This window comes from Desulfovibrio sp. X2 (assembly GCF_000422205.1).
In the GTDB taxonomy this organism is placed as follows: Bacteria; Desulfobacterota; Desulfovibrionia; order Desulfovibrionales; family Desulfovibrionaceae; genus Alkalidesulfovibrio.
Window position 1 is genome coordinate 1 of the sequence record NZ_ATHV01000020.1, and the last position, 14,865, is coordinate 14,865.

At 67.3% G+C, this 14,865-nt stretch carries 13 protein-coding genes; 3 read left to right on the plus strand and 10 right to left on the minus strand.

The annotated features are described in order from the left end of the window. Positions 1-186: 186 nt before the first annotated feature. From DSX2_RS07925 to nifH, 10 genes are all read right to left on the minus strand, one after another. A complete protein-coding gene (locus DSX2_RS07925) occupies positions 187-1,518 on the minus strand; it encodes a radical SAM protein (protein ID WP_020880649.1) in 1,332 nt (443 codons plus the stop codon). A gap of 14 nt (positions 1,519-1,532) precedes the next feature. Continuing rightward, a complete protein-coding gene (locus DSX2_RS07930; protein WP_052014726.1) occupies positions 1,533-2,930 on the minus strand; it encodes a nitrogenase component 1 in 1,398 nt (465 codons plus the stop codon). A gap of 5 nt (positions 2,931-2,935) precedes the next feature. Next, positions 2,936-4,360 carry a nitrogenase iron-molybdenum cofactor biosynthesis protein NifE gene (gene nifE, locus DSX2_RS07935; protein WP_020880651.1) on the minus strand — a complete coding sequence of 475 codons (1,425 nt, stop codon included), beginning with the start codon at positions 4,358-4,360 and terminating at the stop codon, positions 2,936-2,938. Positions 4,361-4,641: 281 nt separating this feature from the next. Further along, complete coding sequence (locus tag DSX2_RS07940) at positions 4,642-4,956, minus strand: ferredoxin (protein WP_020880652.1); 315 nt, start codon at positions 4,954-4,956, stop codon at positions 4,642-4,644. Between the two features lie 97 nt (positions 4,957-5,053). After that, complete coding sequence (locus tag DSX2_RS07945) at positions 5,054-6,172, minus strand: NifB/NifX family molybdenum-iron cluster-binding protein (RefSeq protein ID WP_020880653.1); 1,119 nt, start codon at positions 6,170-6,172, stop codon at positions 5,054-5,056. 133 nt (positions 6,173-6,305) lie between these two features. Then, on the minus strand, positions 6,306-7,691 hold the full coding sequence (gene nifK, locus DSX2_RS07950) for a nitrogenase molybdenum-iron protein subunit beta (protein ID WP_020880654.1): 1,386 nt from the start codon (positions 7,689-7,691) through the stop codon (positions 6,306-6,308). 14 nt (positions 7,692-7,705) lie between these two features. Next, entirely contained in the window at positions 7,706-9,361 is a 1,656-nt protein-coding gene (gene nifD, locus DSX2_RS07955; RefSeq protein WP_020880655.1) for a nitrogenase molybdenum-iron protein alpha chain, read from the minus strand. Positions 9,362-9,389: 28 nt separating this feature from the next. After that, positions 9,390-9,764, minus strand: coding sequence for a P-II family nitrogen regulator (locus DSX2_RS07960; protein ID WP_020880656.1), 375 nt, complete (start codon positions 9,762-9,764; stop codon positions 9,390-9,392). 2 nt (positions 9,765-9,766) lie between these two features. After that, positions 9,767-10,117, minus strand: coding sequence for a P-II family nitrogen regulator (locus tag DSX2_RS07965; protein ID WP_020880657.1), 351 nt, complete (start codon positions 10,115-10,117; stop codon positions 9,767-9,769). 48 nt (positions 10,118-10,165) lie between these two features. Beyond that, on the minus strand, positions 10,166-11,095 hold the full coding sequence (nifH, locus tag DSX2_RS07970) for a nitrogenase iron protein (RefSeq protein WP_268870073.1): 930 nt from the start codon (positions 11,093-11,095) through the stop codon (positions 10,166-10,168). Between the two features lie 190 nt (positions 11,096-11,285). Between nifH and DSX2_RS07975 the strand changes: the two genes are divergently transcribed. The 3 genes from DSX2_RS07975 to DSX2_RS07985 all read left to right on the plus strand — a co-directional run bounded on the left by DSX2_RS07975 (position 11,286) and on the right by DSX2_RS07985 (position 14,841). Then, entirely contained in the window at positions 11,286-12,494 is a 1,209-nt protein-coding gene (locus DSX2_RS07975; RefSeq protein WP_020880659.1) for a LeuA family protein, read from the plus strand. A 201-nt stretch (positions 12,495-12,695) separates the two neighbouring features. Continuing rightward, positions 12,696-13,703: a lipid A deacylase LpxR family protein gene (locus tag DSX2_RS07980; protein WP_020880660.1), complete on the plus strand. Its 1,008-nt coding sequence runs from the start codon at positions 12,696-12,698 to the stop codon at positions 13,701-13,703. 115 nt (positions 13,704-13,818) lie between these two features. Then, entirely contained in the window at positions 13,819-14,841 is a 1,023-nt protein-coding gene (locus DSX2_RS07985; protein WP_020880661.1) for a lipid A deacylase LpxR family protein, read from the plus strand. Positions 14,842-14,865: the final 24 nt, after the last annotated feature.

Sequence of the window (14,865 nt, forward strand, 5' to 3'; positions counted from 1 at the left end):
CGGAGCCGAAATCCCGCCCGATTCGTTTCTGCGGCCGGACACGCCCAGGCGGCGCCTGTCCGTTCATCCCGCGTCTCGTCGCGAAGGGGGTCCAGGCTCAGCCTGGCGCGGGAGGGTGCAGGGAGGGGCGCGCAGCCCCTCCCTGCCCGCCGGAGGCATCTTGAATCTTCGGTCCGAATATTCTCTCTAGCCGCAGCCTTCGCCGCCGCCCTTGCAGCCCACGGAGCAGGACGCGCCCTTGCGGCGGGTGCGCACGGCGGCGAGGTCGCCGGTCTTGTACACGGCGGTGAGTCCCTGCTCGATGAAGCCTTCCATCTCCACGCAGACGATGCCCTCTTCCTCGAGCACGGTGCGCGGGGTGTCGCCGACGCCCGCGACGAGCACGACGCGGCAGTCCTTGAGCAGGGAGGCGAGCGAGTACCAGCGGCCGGGACCGCCGCCCGGGGGCGGCGCGGGCCGTTCCTCGACCATGGTGAAGCCGCCCTGCCCGTCCTCGCCCCAGATCTGGAAGCGCAGCGCCTCGCCCAAGTGCTCGTTGACCAGCATGCCTTCCATGCTTGCCACGGCCACGTAAGGCCGGGCCACGTCCAGGGGCGGCGGGGCGAGCAGCGCGGCCTCGTCGAGCTTGCTGCAGGCGGAGAGGCAGCCGGCCATCTCGCCGGAGAGGTCCTTTTCCAGGAGGCCCACGGCGTCGGCGCGGCAGCGCTTGCAGTGCAGCATCTGGGGCAGGTAGGCGCCCGCGGTCTTGCGGATCTCGTCGAGCTCGGCCCTGGACGGGGGGCGGCGCGTCCCGAAGGGCGTGCCCTCGTTGGGGATGAGGGCCATGATGTTCAGGAGGTCCACGCCGAGGCCGGAGAGGGTCCTGGCGATCTCCTCGATGTGCTGGTCGTTGAGGCCCGGGGTCAGGATGGTGTTGACCTTGACCACGATGCCGCGCTCCTTGAGGCCGATGATGGACTCCTTCTGGCGCTGCCAGAGGAGTTCGGCCGCGGCCTTTCCCTGGTAGGTGACCTTGCCGTCCTTGACCCAGCGGTAGAAGTGCTGGCCGACCTCGGGATCCACGGCGTTGACCGTGATGGTCATGTGCGTGATGCCCGCCTCGGCGATGGCGTCGAGGTGGGCGGGCACGCCCAGGCCGTTGGAGGAGACGCAGAAGAGCATGTGCGGGTACTTCTCGCGGATGAGGCGCATGGTCGTGAGGGTGGCCTCGGCGTTGGCGAAGGGGTCGCCGGGCCCGGCGATGCCCGCCACGGTGATGCGCGGCTCGCGCTCGAGCACCTTGTCCATGTAGGCCAGGGCCTGCTGCGGCGTGAGCACGGAGGAGGTCACGCCCGGGCGCGACTCGTTCACGCAGTCGTACTTGCGGTTGCAGTAGGCGCACTGGATGTTGCAGGCCGGGGCCACGGGCAGGTGCACGCGGCCGCACTGCCCCTTGACCTTGGGGTTGAAGCAGGGGTGCATGGTCTTGTCCTGGGTGGGACGCAGCTCCATGAGAGACGGGGTGGCGGGCATGGTCATGGCATCCTCCTGGCCTAGATATAGCCGTAGCCGACGTCTGAATCGGCCTGCTTCTTTTCGATGACTGCGTTGACGATCTGGTCGAAGAGGCGCTGCGTGCCCGCGTAGCCGAGGTGCAGCACGCGCTGGGCGCCGAAGCGGTCGTGGATGGGGAAGCCCACGCGGATGAGCGGGATGTCGAGTTCGCGGCCGAGCACGCGGTAGCCCTTGGAGTTGCCGATGACGAGGTCGGGCGAAAGCTCCCTGGCGCGCGCCGCGATCTCGTAGAAGTCCACTCCCTCGCGCACTTCCGGCGGCTCGCGCAGGATGTCGGCGGTCACGGCCGAGACGGCCCCGGCCAGGCGGCCGGACTGGCCCCCGGAGGCCGCGAGCACCGGCTTCACGCCGATTTCGGAGAGGAAGGCGCACATGGCGACCACCAGGTCCTCTTCGCCGTAGACCACGGCCGTCTTGCCCGAAAGGTACTTGTGGCCGTCCACGTAGGCGTCCACCAGGCGGCCGCGGGCCAGCTCGTGGCGGCGCGGCAGGGGACGGCCGGAGATCTCCTCGAGGACCCCGAAGAAGGCGTCGCACTCGCGCAGGCCCACGGGCAGGCCGAGCGAGTGCAGCGGCACGGAGAAGCGCTCGGCCAGGAGGCCGCCGGCGCTCTTTTCGGGGTCCAGGACGCGGCCGAACTCGATGGTGGCGCGCGCCCCGCCCATGGCCCGGATGCGCGCGACGGGCGTGCCGCCGGGCGCGATCTTGACGTAGTCCTCGAGGGCGGGACCGTCAAGGCGCTCCGAGTAGTCGGGCAGGATGGCCGCGTTCAGGCCGAAGTCCTCGAAGAGGTCCTTCAGGTGGCGGATGTCCTCGCAGGAGACGAAGTTCGAGAGCACGTTGACCTGCGTGGACTTGGCCTCGTCCGTGGCCAGCTGGTCCACGACGGCGCGCAGCGCGGCCTGGAAGCCCTCGGCCTGGGTGCCGCCGTAGGACGGGGTGGAGACGTGCACGATCTCGGGCAGGGGCAGGTCGCCGAACTCCTTTTTGAACTCCTTGACCAGCATGGAGACGTCGTCGCCGATGGTCTCGGTGAGGCAGGTGGTGGCCACGCCGATGGCCGTGGCGCCGTACTTCTTCATGACGTTGAGGAGCCCGAGCTTCAGGTTCGGCCCGCCGCCGTGGATGGCCTGCTTCTCGCCCAGGGCGGAGGAGGCGATGTCCACGGGCTCGCGGAAGTGGCTGATGACGTAGCGGCGCATGTATGTGGCGCAGCCCTGCGAGCCGTGCAGGAAGGGCACGCAGCCCTCGATGCCCATGAAGGCCAGGGCCGCGCCGAGCGGCTTGCACATCTTGCAGGCGTTGGTCGTGGAGACGAAGGGATCGGGCTTCACGGCCTCTCCCGGGGTGTTCGCGGCTCCCTTGACGGGCGGCATGGCGCTCATGACGCGGCCTCCTCTGCGGCGTTCGCGGTCGCGCCCGAACCGGCGGCGATCGAGCCCCGCCTGCGCGGGGTGAAGCGCCAGACCGGGCTCATCACGGTGCGGTGCACTTCCAGGGCGAAGTTGTACATGCCCTTGAAGCCTTCCAGGGCCTCCTTGCGCTCGTGGTTGTGGTCGCAGAAGCCCACGCCCAGCTTGTAGGCGATGGGGCGTTCCTTGACCCCGCCCACGAAGATGTCCACGTCCATCTCCTTGATGAACTGGGACAGCTCGAGCGGGTTGGCGTCGTCCACGATGATCGTGCCCTCGTCGGTGATCGCGGCCAGCTCCTTGTAGTCCTCCTCGGTGCCGGTCTGCGAGCCGACCACGGCCACGCTCATGCCCAGGTGGCGGAAGCACTTGACCAGGGAGAAGGCCTTGAAGGCGCCGCCCACGTAGACCGCGGCCTTCTTGCCCGCGAGGTCCTTCTTCATCGCCGCGAGCTTCGGCAGGAGCTCGGCCAGCTCCTCGCGTACCAGCGCGCCCGTGCGCTCCATGATGCCCGGGACGCCGGGAGCCACGGGGTCCTTGTCCTTGAAGAAGCGGGCCACGTCGTAGAGCGCCTTGGACATGTCCTCGATGCCGAAATAGGAGGCGCGGATGAAGGGGATGCCGTACTTGTCCTTCATCATCTTGGCCAGGTCCATGGTCGCGCCGGAGCACTGCACCACGTTCAGCGCCGCGCCGTGGCAGCGGGCCAGGTCGGCCACGCGGCCGTCGCCGGTGATGGTCGCGACCACGTTCACGCCCATGCGCTCGTAGTATTCCTTGATGATCCAGATCTCGCCCGCGAGGTTGAAGTCGCCCAGGATGTTGATGGACAGGGGCGGGATACCGGAGGTGTCGCCGCTGCCCACGAGCTGCATCATGGCCTTGCAGGCGGCCTCGTAGCCCGCGCGCTTGTTGCCCTTGAAGCCCTCGGACTGCACCGGGATGACCGGGATGCCCTTGGCCGCGGCCACGCGCTTGCACACGGCCTGCACGTCGTCGCCGATGATGCCCACGATGCACGTGGAGTAGACGAAGGCCGCGTTCGGGCGGTGGCGGTCGATGAGTTCGTTCAGGGCGGCCTCGAGCTTCTTCTCGCCGCCGAAGATGACGTCCTTCTCGCGCAGGTCCGTGGAGAAGGAGAGGCGGTGCAGCTCCGGGCCGGAGGAGAGCGCCCCGCGGATGTCCCAGGTGTAGGCCGCGCAGCCGATGGGACCGTGCACCAGGTGCACGGCGTCGGCGATGGGGTAGAGCACCACGCGGCTGCCGCAGAAGACGCAGGCGCGCTGGCTCACGGCCCCGGCCAGGGAGTCGCGGTTGCAGGCGATGGTGAACTCGTCGCCCTCGCGCTTGCGCTTGATCTGGTCCTTGCGCTGTTCGAATATCACAGGCTTCATTGCTGCCTCGCTGTCCTGCCGAAGGGGTTTCGCCGCCGCGCCTGTCGCGCGGCCGCATGACACGCACTTTACAAAGACCGTTCCACTCCTGGAACATGCCGGGAAAAAAGGAGATATGCAGAAGCAGGAGAAAGGCGGGCAGCGAAAGCTTTCAGAATTGAACGAAAAATGCCTACATTTTTGTAGCTGTAGAACGACGAGGTCGGAAATGCGGGGGGGAAGGGCGCCGCCGGGAAGCCGGGCCCCGGCGGCGCGTGGGTGCGGGAGAGGGGAAATACGGTCTAGGCCGGGAAAAGCAGGCGGTCCTCGGCGGGCTTGCCCTCTTCCAGGGCGTCCAGGATGTCGTCGATGGCCTCCTCGGAGTCGACGCCCTGGTACCACCAGTTGTTGGGCTGGACCACGAGGACCGGGCCCTGGTCGCACTGCTTCATGCAGCTCGTGGTGGTCAGCAGCACGTCCAGGCCGCGGTCCAGGATCTCCTGCTCCAGGTACTGCGACAGGCCGATGCTGCCCTTCTGGTTGCACACGCCCTTGGGCTCGCCCTTGGCGCGGAAGCTGGCGCAGACGAGGAACTGGTAGGTAGGTTTCGTGGCCATTGAAATCTCCTTTGCGGTCGTTGGTGTTCCGGGGGGGATGGTTTTGCCTGTTCGGGGGAAATTCCGCTCGGATCCCGTTCGCGCCGGCGCACTCGCGTCAGCGCCCTCTGACGATGCCCATGTTCGCGGCCACGCCGAAGATGCGGGCCACGGCCTCCTCCACGGTGGAGGAGCCGGTGAGGACGGGCAGGCCGCGCTCGAGCAGCGCCTGGCGCGGGCTCTCGCCCGCGCTGGCCGCGACCAGGGCGCGGCAGTCGGCGAGCACGTCGGCCAGCTTCTCCCAGCGCCCGTCGCCGCCGCCCCTGGGCGGGCAGGCGCGCGAACCGGCCAGGGCCACCTCGCCCTGGCGCACCTCGTAGACGAGCAGCTTCTCGGCCTTGCCCAGGTGCACGTCCACGTTCACGCCGTCCGACGTGGCCACGGCCACGTAGGGCTTTTTCGCGTCGTAGAGCGAGGAGTCGTCGATGTCCGCGTCGCCCTGGGCCATGCAGGGCCTGCCGTCGTAGGCGGGCAGGGTCTTGGCGGCCAGGGCCACGGCCGCGGCCATCTCGGCGTCGGTGGGCTCGCGCGGGGTCTCGGTGTGCGGCACGGCCGCGGTGCGCGCGGGCAGCACGGAGAGCCTGGACGCGCCGTGCGACGCGGCGAAGGCGGCCACCACGGGCAGGTGGGCGTCGTTCACGCCGGGCACGAGCAGAAATTCGACCTCGGTCTCCACCCCGGCGCCGTCCAGGAGGTCCAGCGCCTCCTCCTGGCCCGCGAGGAGCACGTCCGCGGCCTCGTCGGCGCGCAGCGTGCGCACGCCGGGCCTGACCCAGGCATACAGCGACTTGGCCAGGTCGTGGTCCACCGCGTTCACCTGCACGACCACGGGAGAGACGCGCAGCGCCTTCAGGTCGTCCAGGACCGGGGCCAGGTTGAGGCCGGAGGTGACGAGGCGGACGGCGGCCGCGGGGGCGAGGCCGCGCACGGCCTCGAGGAGGTCCAGGGTGCGTTCGGGCTCGGCCAGGGGGTCGCCCGGCCCGGCCACGACGATCTCCGGGAGATCGGGGAAGGCGGGATGATCGAGGCTGTCCGCCGCCGGGGCCGACTCCGCCAGGATCTTCTCCAGGCCCGCCAGGCACTGCGCCGGGGACAGGGCCTCCTGGTCCGCCCCGCCGCCGCCGGACCCGGCCGGGCTGTAGTGGCACATGGCCGTGTGCCTGGGCGCGGCGGCCATGCGCAGTATCCGTGGCCGCGGGGAAGAAGGCGAAAGGCAGGCGGAAGGGGCCATGGCAGCTCCGTTCGGAAATATCCGCGTCCGTCCGGGGGGCGGCGGGCCCCCCGGCGGACGACGGTGGTGTCGGTTCGCGTCAGTAGACGAGTTCGAGCTTCTCTTCCGGGGTCTCGGCGTCTGCCTTGGAAAGCAGGACGTCGAGGATCTTTTCCATCAGGCGCAGGGCGCCCTTGTAACCCACGGTCGGGAAGTACTGATGGCCCTGGCGGTCCAGGATCGGGAAGCCGTGCCGCACGAAGGGGATGTTCTCGTCGCGGGCGATGAACTTGCCGTAGGTGTTGCCGATGAGCAGGTCCACGGGCTCGTTCTTGATCCACTGGTGCATCAGGAACATGTCGCCCGGGCACTTGACCTTGTACGGCACCGGCATGTTGGTCTCTTCCATGATCTCGGCGATGCGCTTCTCGAACTTCTTGCCCGGGGTGCCGGTGACGATGGCCACGGGCAGCATGTCCAGGTCGCGCAGAAACTCGACCAGGGAGATGAGCTGGTCGGGATCGCCCCACAGCGCCACCTTCTTGTGATAGAAGTACTGGTGCATGTCGGAGAGGAAGTCCACGACCAGGCCGCGCTCCCTGTCGATCTCGGCGGGCACGTTCTTGCCCGCGACCTTGCGCAGGGTGTCGATGAAGCGGTCCGTGGCGCGCAGCCCGATGGGCAGGTCGAGGACCGCGCAGGGCACCTTGAACTCGGTGTCCATGAAGCGCGCGGCCTGGGCCGAGGCCCACTCGCCCAGGGCGATGGTGCCCTTGGAGCCGCCGATCTGCAGAAGCTCCTCGATGGGCGTCCCGGCGTCCGGGAACATGTGGTACTCGCCCATGAGCGGCGCGTTGACCACGCCCGAGGTGTCCGGGAAGAGGATGTGCTTGACGTCCATGGCGGTCGCCAGGCGCTTCAGCTCCTCCATGTCCGAGGGCTCCACGAAGCCGGGCAGGATGTTGACCTTGCCGGTCTTTTGCGTGCCCGCCTTGCCGAAGCCCTTGGCGATGCCGACGCACATGTTGGAGAAGCCCGTCACGTGCGAGCCCACGTAGGAAGGCGTGGAGGCGTGGATGACGTACTTGCCCTCCGGGATCTTGCCTTCCTGCTGCGCCTTGTCCGCGATCTGGCCGAGGTCGTCGCCGATGGTCTCGGAGAGGCAGGTGGTGTGCACGGCGATGACGTCGGGCTCGTAGATGGTGAAGATGTTCTGGATGGCCTGCAGCAGGTTGGCCTGTCCGCCGAACACCGAGGCGCCCTCGGTGAAGGAGGAGGTGCCGGCGCTGATGGGCTCCTTGTAGTGCCTGGTCAGCGTGCTGCGGTGGTAGGCGCAGCAGCCCTGGGAGCCGTGGCTGTGGGGCAGGCAGCCCCGCACGCCCAGGCCCGCGTACATGGCGCCGATGGGCTGGCAGGTCTTGGCCGGATTGATGGTGAGCGCGGAGCGCTCACTGATCTCTTTGGGAGTGTGCCGAAGCAGGGTCATGGTCGCTCTCCCTTCTATTCCCAGTTGTAGGTGGCCTGAAGTTCAGGATTCTTGTTCCAAGGGGCCTTCATGAAGGACCAGACCTTAGAGTTCACGAGGCGGTCGATCTCCTTGTAGAAGTTGACCGCGCCCTTGAAGCCCGCGTACGGGCCGCCGGAGTCGTACGAGTGCAGCTGCTTCATGGGGATGCCGCACTTCTGGACGCTGAACTTCTCCTTGATGCCCGCGCAGAAGATGTCGGGCTTGTAGAGCTCGATCAGCTTGTCGGACTCGAACTGGTTCAGGTCGTCGATGGCCAGGGTGCCCTCGGGCATCTCGGGCATCATGCCGTGGTAGTCGGAGAACTCGCAGCCCTCGGCCTCGAGCTCCTTCTTGCGGGACTCGAGCGGCTCCTTGTAGCGCGCCTCGTCCTTCTCCACGCTCAGCTCCTCGATGTTGCGCGAGTCGGCGTCCACCTGGATGGTGGAGATGACCCGGCGGCCTTCGTAGTCGTCGCGGTGGGCGAACTCGTAGCCGGCGGCCAGGGTCTTCATGCCCATCTCGGCGAACAGGTCCTGGTAGTGGTGGGCGCGCGAGCCGCCCACGAAGAGCATCGCGGTCTTGCCGGTGGTGCGGGGCGTGATGTCGGCCAGGGCGGCCTCCACCGCGGGCATCTCCTCGGCGATGACCTTCTCGGTGCGCTCGATGAGCTCCTTGTCGCCGAAGTACTGCGCGATCTTGCGCAGGGACTTGGCCGTCTCCTTGGCGCCGATGAAGTTCACCTTGAACCAGGGGATGCCGAACTTCTTCTCCATCATCTCGGCCACGTAGTTGATCGAGCGGTGGCACATGATGACGTTCAGGTCCGCCGTGTGGGCGCGCTCGAAGTCGTAGATGGACGAGTTGCCGGAGAAGGTGGAGTTCAGCGTGATGCCGCAGCGCTCGAGCAGGTTCTCGATGACGAAGGCGTCGCCGCCGATGTTGTACTCGCCCAGCACGTTGATGCTGTACTTGCCGGGCTTGCGCTCGTCGGTCAGGCCGATGACGTGGGTGAAGATCTGGTTGTTGGCGATGTGGTGGCCCGCGGACTGCGAGACGCCCTTGTAGCCCTCGCAGGAGAAGCCGAAGACGTTGACGAAGCCGTCCGGATTCTCCTTGTTCAGGGTCTCCTTCATCTCGCGCGCCACGGCGTGCACGTCGTCGCCGATGAGCCCCACCGGACAGGTGGAGAAGATGGCGATGGCGCGGGGATGGAAGAGGTCGTAGGCCTCCCGGATGGCTTGGCGCAGCTTGTTCATGCCGCCGAAGACGATGTCGTTCTCGTTCATGTCCGTGGAGAAGCAGTACTTCATGTAGTCTTCGTGCTGCTCCGTGGGCGGCAGGGTCTGGTTGCGGCGCGTGAGCCAGGAGTAGAATCCGCAGCCGATGGGGCCGTGGGTGATGTTCACGATGTCGCGCGTGGGGCCGAGCACCACGCCCTTGCAGCCCGCGTACGAGCAGCCGCGCATGGTGATGATGCCGGGAATGGTGCGCACGTTGGAGAGGATCTCCGGGGTGGACTCCTCCGCGCCCGTGTTCACCTGGATCTGCTTGGCCCGCTTGCGCGCGACCTTCGGCGGGTACTTCTTGATGAGCTCCTGCCGCACCTCGTCGGGGGAGAGCTCCTTGCGCTTCTTGGTCTTGGTCGCCATGTGGTCCCTCGTATCCTGGAATTGTCGGTTACTGGATGGCCTTCTCGCCCTTCTCGCCGGTGCGCACGCGCACGGAATCGGCCATGGGAAGGACGAAGACCTTGCCGTCGCCGGGCTTGCCGGTCTGGTTGGCGGCAATGATCGCGCCGACCACGTCCTCGACGTCCTCGTCGGGGACGACCACGGTCACGATGCGCTTGGCGTAGAGGCGGCCCTTTTCGCCGAGCAGCTCGGCCGCTTCCTCGTAGCCGTCCCTGGCGCCCTTCAGCAGGGTGGAGTTGATGAGCCCCTTGCCCCTGCCCTGGGCCTCCTGGGCGAAGAAGGCGTCCACGCCCGCTTCGGTCAGGGCCTCCTTCGTCTTGTTCATCATGTTCATGCGGATGACCGCCACAACCTCTTTCATGGCTAGGCCTCCACCGTGCCGGAGGCGGTCTCCTTGATGCCGGAGGAGACGGTGTACATCTCCTCCACGGGAGTGACGAAGATCTTGCCGTCGCCGAAGGCGCCCTTCTCGCCGGAGCGGGCGGTCTGCATGACGGTCTTGATGACGAATTCCTTGTCCTTGTCGTCCACGACGATGGTCAGCATGACCTTGGGGATCTCGTCGTAGGTGACTTCGCCGATCTTGATGCCGCGCTGCTTGCCGCGGCCGGCCACGGCGTACTTGGTGACGGCCGGGAAACCCGCGTCCATGAGGGCGGCGAGCACGTTATCGACCTTCTCGGGGCGCACGATGGCACGAATCATGGTCAGCATCGGTTGGTTCTCCGTTGTGTTGTCGTTGTTCGCGGTTCTTGGTCGCGCCTAGTTGGCGATGCCGAAGTCGATGAGCAGCTTCTCGAGCTCCTCGATGGCCAGCGGCTTCGGCACGACGAACATGTCGTTCTGGTCGACCTTCCGGGCCAGGGTGCGGTACTCGTCCGCCTGCGCGTGCTCGGGCGAGTAGTCGATGACCGTCTTCCTGTTGATCTCGGCGCGCTGCACCTGGTTCTCGCGGGGCACGAAGTGGATCATCTGGGTGCCCAGGCGCTTGGCCAGCTGCTCGATCATCTCCTGCTCGTTGTCGACCTTGCGGGAGTTGCAGATCAGGCCGCCCAGGCGCACGCCGCCCGCGTCCGCGTACTTCACGATGCCCTTGCAGATGTTGTTGGCCGCGTACATGGCCATCATCTCGCCGGAGACGACGATGTAGATCTCCTGGGCCTTGCCCTCGCGGATGGGCATGGCGAAACCGCCGCACACGACGTCGCCGAGCACGTCGTAGAAAACGTAGTCGAGCGGCTTCTCCTGCTTGTAGGCGCCGAGCTGCTCGAGGAGGTTGATGGAGGTGATGATGCCGCGACCGGCGCAGCCGACGCCCGGCTCGGGACCGCCTGACTCCACGCAGGTCGTGCCGGCGTAGCCCTTCAGGCAGACGTCCTCGAGCTCCACGTCCTCACCCTCTTCACGCAGGGTATCCAGGACCGTGGCCTGGTTCAGGCCGCCCAGAAGAAGACGGGTGGAGTCGGCCTTGGGATCACAGCCCACGACCATCACGTTCTTGCCCATCTCGGCCAGACCGGCCACGGTGTTCTGCGTGGTCGTGGACTTGCCGATGCCGCCCTTTCCGTAAATTGCCACCTTGCGCATGATGCCCTCCTTGCGGATATCTTTGGTCAGGTAAAATGGTTGCGAGGTTGCGTTGCGTGAAACCACTAGGGCAATCGCCGTGCCAAGGTGGCACCGCAGGAGCAAAATGCTATTTTATATGGATATTTTTTGAGAGTCGCGTTTACGGCGCAGCGCGTGATGCGACAATTATGAAGACATTTTGCGTACATTTTTGAAGATGTAAGATTCCGGAAGGGGCCGGAAAGGCCGTAGACAGGCACGGGAATGGATATTGCTTGGATACGGGCGCGGCCTTTGCCGCGACGGAGGCAGAATGTCCATGAACCAGTCGTTTCGGGAAGCGGGTCCCGCAGGCCGCGTCCCCCTCGGAACATCCCCTGCGGCCCGGGCCTGCGCCCCCTGCCTCATAGACTCGACCCTGCGCGAGGGGGACCAGCGCTTCGGCGCCTATTTCACCTCGGAAGCCAGGCAAACGGTCCTGGAAGGGCTCGTGGCTCTCGGCGTGGAAGAGATAGAAGCGGGCTGCGCGGGGCGCTGCACGGACACGCCCGCCCTGGTGGCCCGGGCGCGGGAGCTGCTCGCCCCCCATGAAGGAACGCGGGCCGTGTCCGTGTGGTGCGCGGCACGCGAGAAGGACCTGGAGACGGCGCTGGCCATGCGGCCGGACCGCGTGGCCCTGGGGCTGCCCGTGTCGGACGCGCACATCGAGAAGCGCCTGCGCACCACGCGGAAAGACATCCTGGCCCGCCTCGCGGCGCTGCTTCGGCGCGCCCGCGAGCTCGGCGCGCCCTACGTCTCCGTGGGGCTCGAGGACGCCTCGCGCGCGGACCGCTCCTTCGCCCTCGAGGCGGCCCGCCTCGCCGAGCGCGAGGGGGCCTCACGCGTGCGCCTCTCGGACACCGTGGGCGTGCTCACCCCGGGCGAGACCGCGGCCATGGCGGCCGAATTCGCCGCCGAGCTCTCCGTCCCCGTGGCCGTGCACTGCCACGACGACTTCGGCATGGCCACGGCCAACGCCGCCGAGGCCCTCGCGGCCGGCGCCTCGTTCGCGGACTGCACCCTGCTCGGCATCGGCGAGCGCTCCGGCGTCGCGGCCACGGAACGCCTGACCGCCTACCTGGCCATGCGCCGGGGCAGGACATACGACCTCGGCTGCCTGCGCTCCCTGTGCGCCCTGGTGGCGGAAGTCCTCGGCGAATGCGTGCCCGCCCACGCCCCGGTGGTCGGCGAGCGCATCTTCTGGGTCGAGTCCGGCCTGCACGCCGACGCCCAGTACAAGGCCTCGGACCTCTACGAACCCTACGACCCGGAACGCACCGGCCTCACCCGGCGCATCGCGCTGGGCAAGAAGAGCGGCGCGGCCGCGGTGCGCGCCAAGCTCTGCGAGCTCGGCCTCGACCCCGCGGCGCTCGGGCCGGAGGGCCTGGAGGCCCTGACCGAGACCGTGCGGCGCCGGGCCGCCGAGCTCGGCACCACCCTCGACGACGCGGAAGTGCGCCGGATCGCGACGGCGAAACCGTAAGTTTTCGGGAAAAACATTGCCAGCGCGTGCGTCGACAGCTAGAAACGCATACATGGTGAACCCCTTCCGACCTTTCTCTCCCCGGCATCCTCCCTGCGCCCTCTCTTCGGATGATCGCTCTCTGCGCCGCGTTTCGGGCCGCGCGCCGCAGACATCAGGGATCACCTGCGACGATCCCCACCTCCACAAAGGACCCGCGCCATGCGAAAGCCCGCCCTGTCTTCATGCTGCCTCTGCCTCATCCTCCTGCTGCTTCCCACCGCCGCGCGCGCCGCGACCCTGCAGGCGCAATGGGAGAACGACCTCTTCGCGGACAGCGACAAGCACTACACCAACGGCGCCAAGATCATCCTGCTGTCGGACGACCTGAAGACCCCGGCCGAGAGCTGGCTCGTGCCCCAGGGGCTCGGCGACTGGCTGGCGGGCCTTCCGGGCATGAGCGGCCGTGACGGGCTCTTCAACGTGGGCCTGGCCGTCGGCCAGGACATGTACACCCCGGACGACACCTCCCTCTCCGACCCGCCGACCGACGACCGCCCCTATGCGGGCTGGCTGTACGGCTCGCTCCTCCTGGACCGGAAGGACGCTTCCTGGCTCGATACCCTGGAACTGACCATGGGCATGGTCGGTCCGTCGTCCCATGCCGACGACGCGCAAAGAACCGCGCACAACGTCTTCGGTTCCGAGCCCGCCAAAGGCTGGAGCACCCAGCTGCACGACGAGTTCGGCGCCATGCTCTCCTACACGGCCTTCTGGCGGGCCCTGGAGATTCCCCTGGCCGGTTCCCTGGGCGCGGACCTCATCCCCCACTTCGGAGCCACGATCGGCAACGTCAAGACCTACGCCAACGCCGGGGCCGAGTTCCGGCTGGGATGGGACCTGCCCGGGAACTTCGGCATCACCCCCATCGGCCCGGGCAGCGGCGAAACCACGGGCATGGCCCAGGGCAAGGAGAGCCCCACCTTCTCCATCTACCTCTTCGCCTATGTCGACGGCCAGGCCGTGGCCCACAACATCTTCCTCGACGGCAACACCTTCCGATCGAGCCGCCACGTGCCCAAGAAGGCCCTGGTCGGAGACGCGGCCGCGGGCGTGGGAATGGAGGTCTGCGACCTCTTCGTCACGTTCTGCTACGTCTCGCGCAGCCCCGAGTTCTACGGCGACAGCGGGCAGAACTTCGGATCCGTGACCGTCGGCTACCGCTTCTGATCCTCCGGAACGAATCACGGTCCATCTCGACGATCAAACAATGCCATGATATTTCAGGATATTTTTTCACGATATGGATATTGAATTTCACCGGCCCCTGCGCTAGATGCCCACAATGCTCCGTCATTTCCACCCCCTCCTCCTCGGCGCCGCGCTCTGCGCCCTCCTCGCCTGCCTCGCCCCGGCCGCTCCCGCCCGGGCCGGAACGCTCATGGCCCAGTGGGAGAACGACATCTTCGCAGGCACCGACCGCCACTACACCAACGGCGCCAAGCTCCTGTGGCTGTCCGACGACCTGAAGAGCTACAAGGACGACGAGCGGCTGCCCATGGGCTTCCGCGAATGGCTGGCCGGGCTGCCGTACATCAACCAGTCGGACAAGAAGTTCAACGTGGGCCTGGCCATCGGCCAGGACATGTTCACGCCGAGCAACATCTCCGACCCCAACCCGCCCGAAGGCGACCACCCCTATGCGGGCTGGCTCTACGGCTCCCTCATCCTGGACCAGAAGGACGCCACCTGGCTCGACACCGTGGAGCTGACCGTGGGCATGGTCGGCCCGTCCTCCCAGGCCGAGCAGACCCAGAAGTTCGTGCACCACGTGGTGGACTCTCCCCAGCCCCAGGGATGGGACACCCAGCTGCATGACGAGCCGGGCCTCATGCTCACCTACGTGGGCACCTGGCGCGCGCTCGACATCCCGCTCTTCAGCCTCTTCGGCGCGGACGTCATCCCCCACTTCGGGGCCACCCTGGGCAACGTGAAGACATACGCCAACACCGGCGCAGAGGTCCGGCTGGGCTGGAACCTGCCCAAGAACTTCGGCACCACGCTCATCGGCCCGGGCGGCGGCGTGAACGCCGACACGGCCGCGGGCAACGACATCCCGCCGTTCTCCCTCTACGGCTTCGCCTACACCGACGGCCGAGCCGTGGCCCGCGACATCTTCCTCGACGGCAACACCTTCCAGTCGAGCCGACACGTCTCCAAAAAAACCTTCGTCGGCGACCTCGCCGTGGGCGTGGGCCTGGGCGTCTACGACTTCTTCGCCTCCTTCTGCTACGTCTTCCGCAGCCCGGAATACACGGGCGACGACGGCCAGCAGTTCGGCTCCATCAACGTCGGCTACCACTTCTAGAGAAGATGCCTCCGGCGGCCAGAG

What these genes read in the sequence shown, in the direction of transcription:
- DSX2_RS07925 (WP_020880649.1), bottom strand. Translation starts at nt 1,518, where the DNA reads ATGACCATGCCCGCCACCCCGTCTCTCATGGAGCTGCGTCCCACCCAG.
- DSX2_RS07930 (WP_052014726.1), bottom strand. Translation starts at nt 2,930, where the DNA reads ATGCCGCCCGTCAAGGGAGCCGCGAACACCCCGGGAGAGGCCGTGAAG.
- nifE (WP_020880651.1), bottom strand. Translation starts at nt 4,360, where the DNA reads ATGAAGCCTGTGATATTCGAACAGCGCAAGGACCAGATCAAGCGCAAG.
- DSX2_RS07940 (WP_020880652.1), bottom strand. Translation starts at nt 4,956, where the DNA reads ATGGCCACGAAACCTACCTACCAGTTCCTCGTCTGCGCCAGCTTCCGC.
- DSX2_RS07945 (WP_020880653.1), bottom strand. Translation starts at nt 6,172, where the DNA reads ATGGCCGCCGCGCCCAGGCACACGGCCATGTGCCACTACAGCCCGGCC.
- nifK (WP_020880654.1), bottom strand. Translation starts at nt 7,691, where the DNA reads ATGACCCTGCTTCGGCACACTCCCAAAGAGATCAGTGAGCGCTCCGCG.
- nifD (WP_020880655.1), bottom strand. Translation starts at nt 9,361, where the DNA reads ATGGCGACCAAGACCAAGAAGCGCAAGGAGCTCTCCCCCGACGAGGTG.
- DSX2_RS07960 (WP_020880656.1), bottom strand. Translation starts at nt 9,764, where the DNA reads ATGAAAGAGGTTGTGGCGGTCATCCGCATGAACATGATGAACAAGACG.
- DSX2_RS07965 (WP_020880657.1), bottom strand. Translation starts at nt 10,117, where the DNA reads ATGCTGACCATGATTCGTGCCATCGTGCGCCCCGAGAAGGTCGATAAC.
- DSX2_RS07975 (WP_020880659.1), top strand. Translation starts at nt 11,286, where the DNA reads ATGTCCATGAACCAGTCGTTTCGGGAAGCGGGTCCCGCAGGCCGCGTC.
- DSX2_RS07980 (WP_020880660.1), top strand. Translation starts at nt 12,696, where the DNA reads ATGCGAAAGCCCGCCCTGTCTTCATGCTGCCTCTGCCTCATCCTCCTG.
- DSX2_RS07985 (WP_020880661.1), top strand. Translation starts at nt 13,819, where the DNA reads ATGCTCCGTCATTTCCACCCCCTCCTCCTCGGCGCCGCGCTCTGCGCC.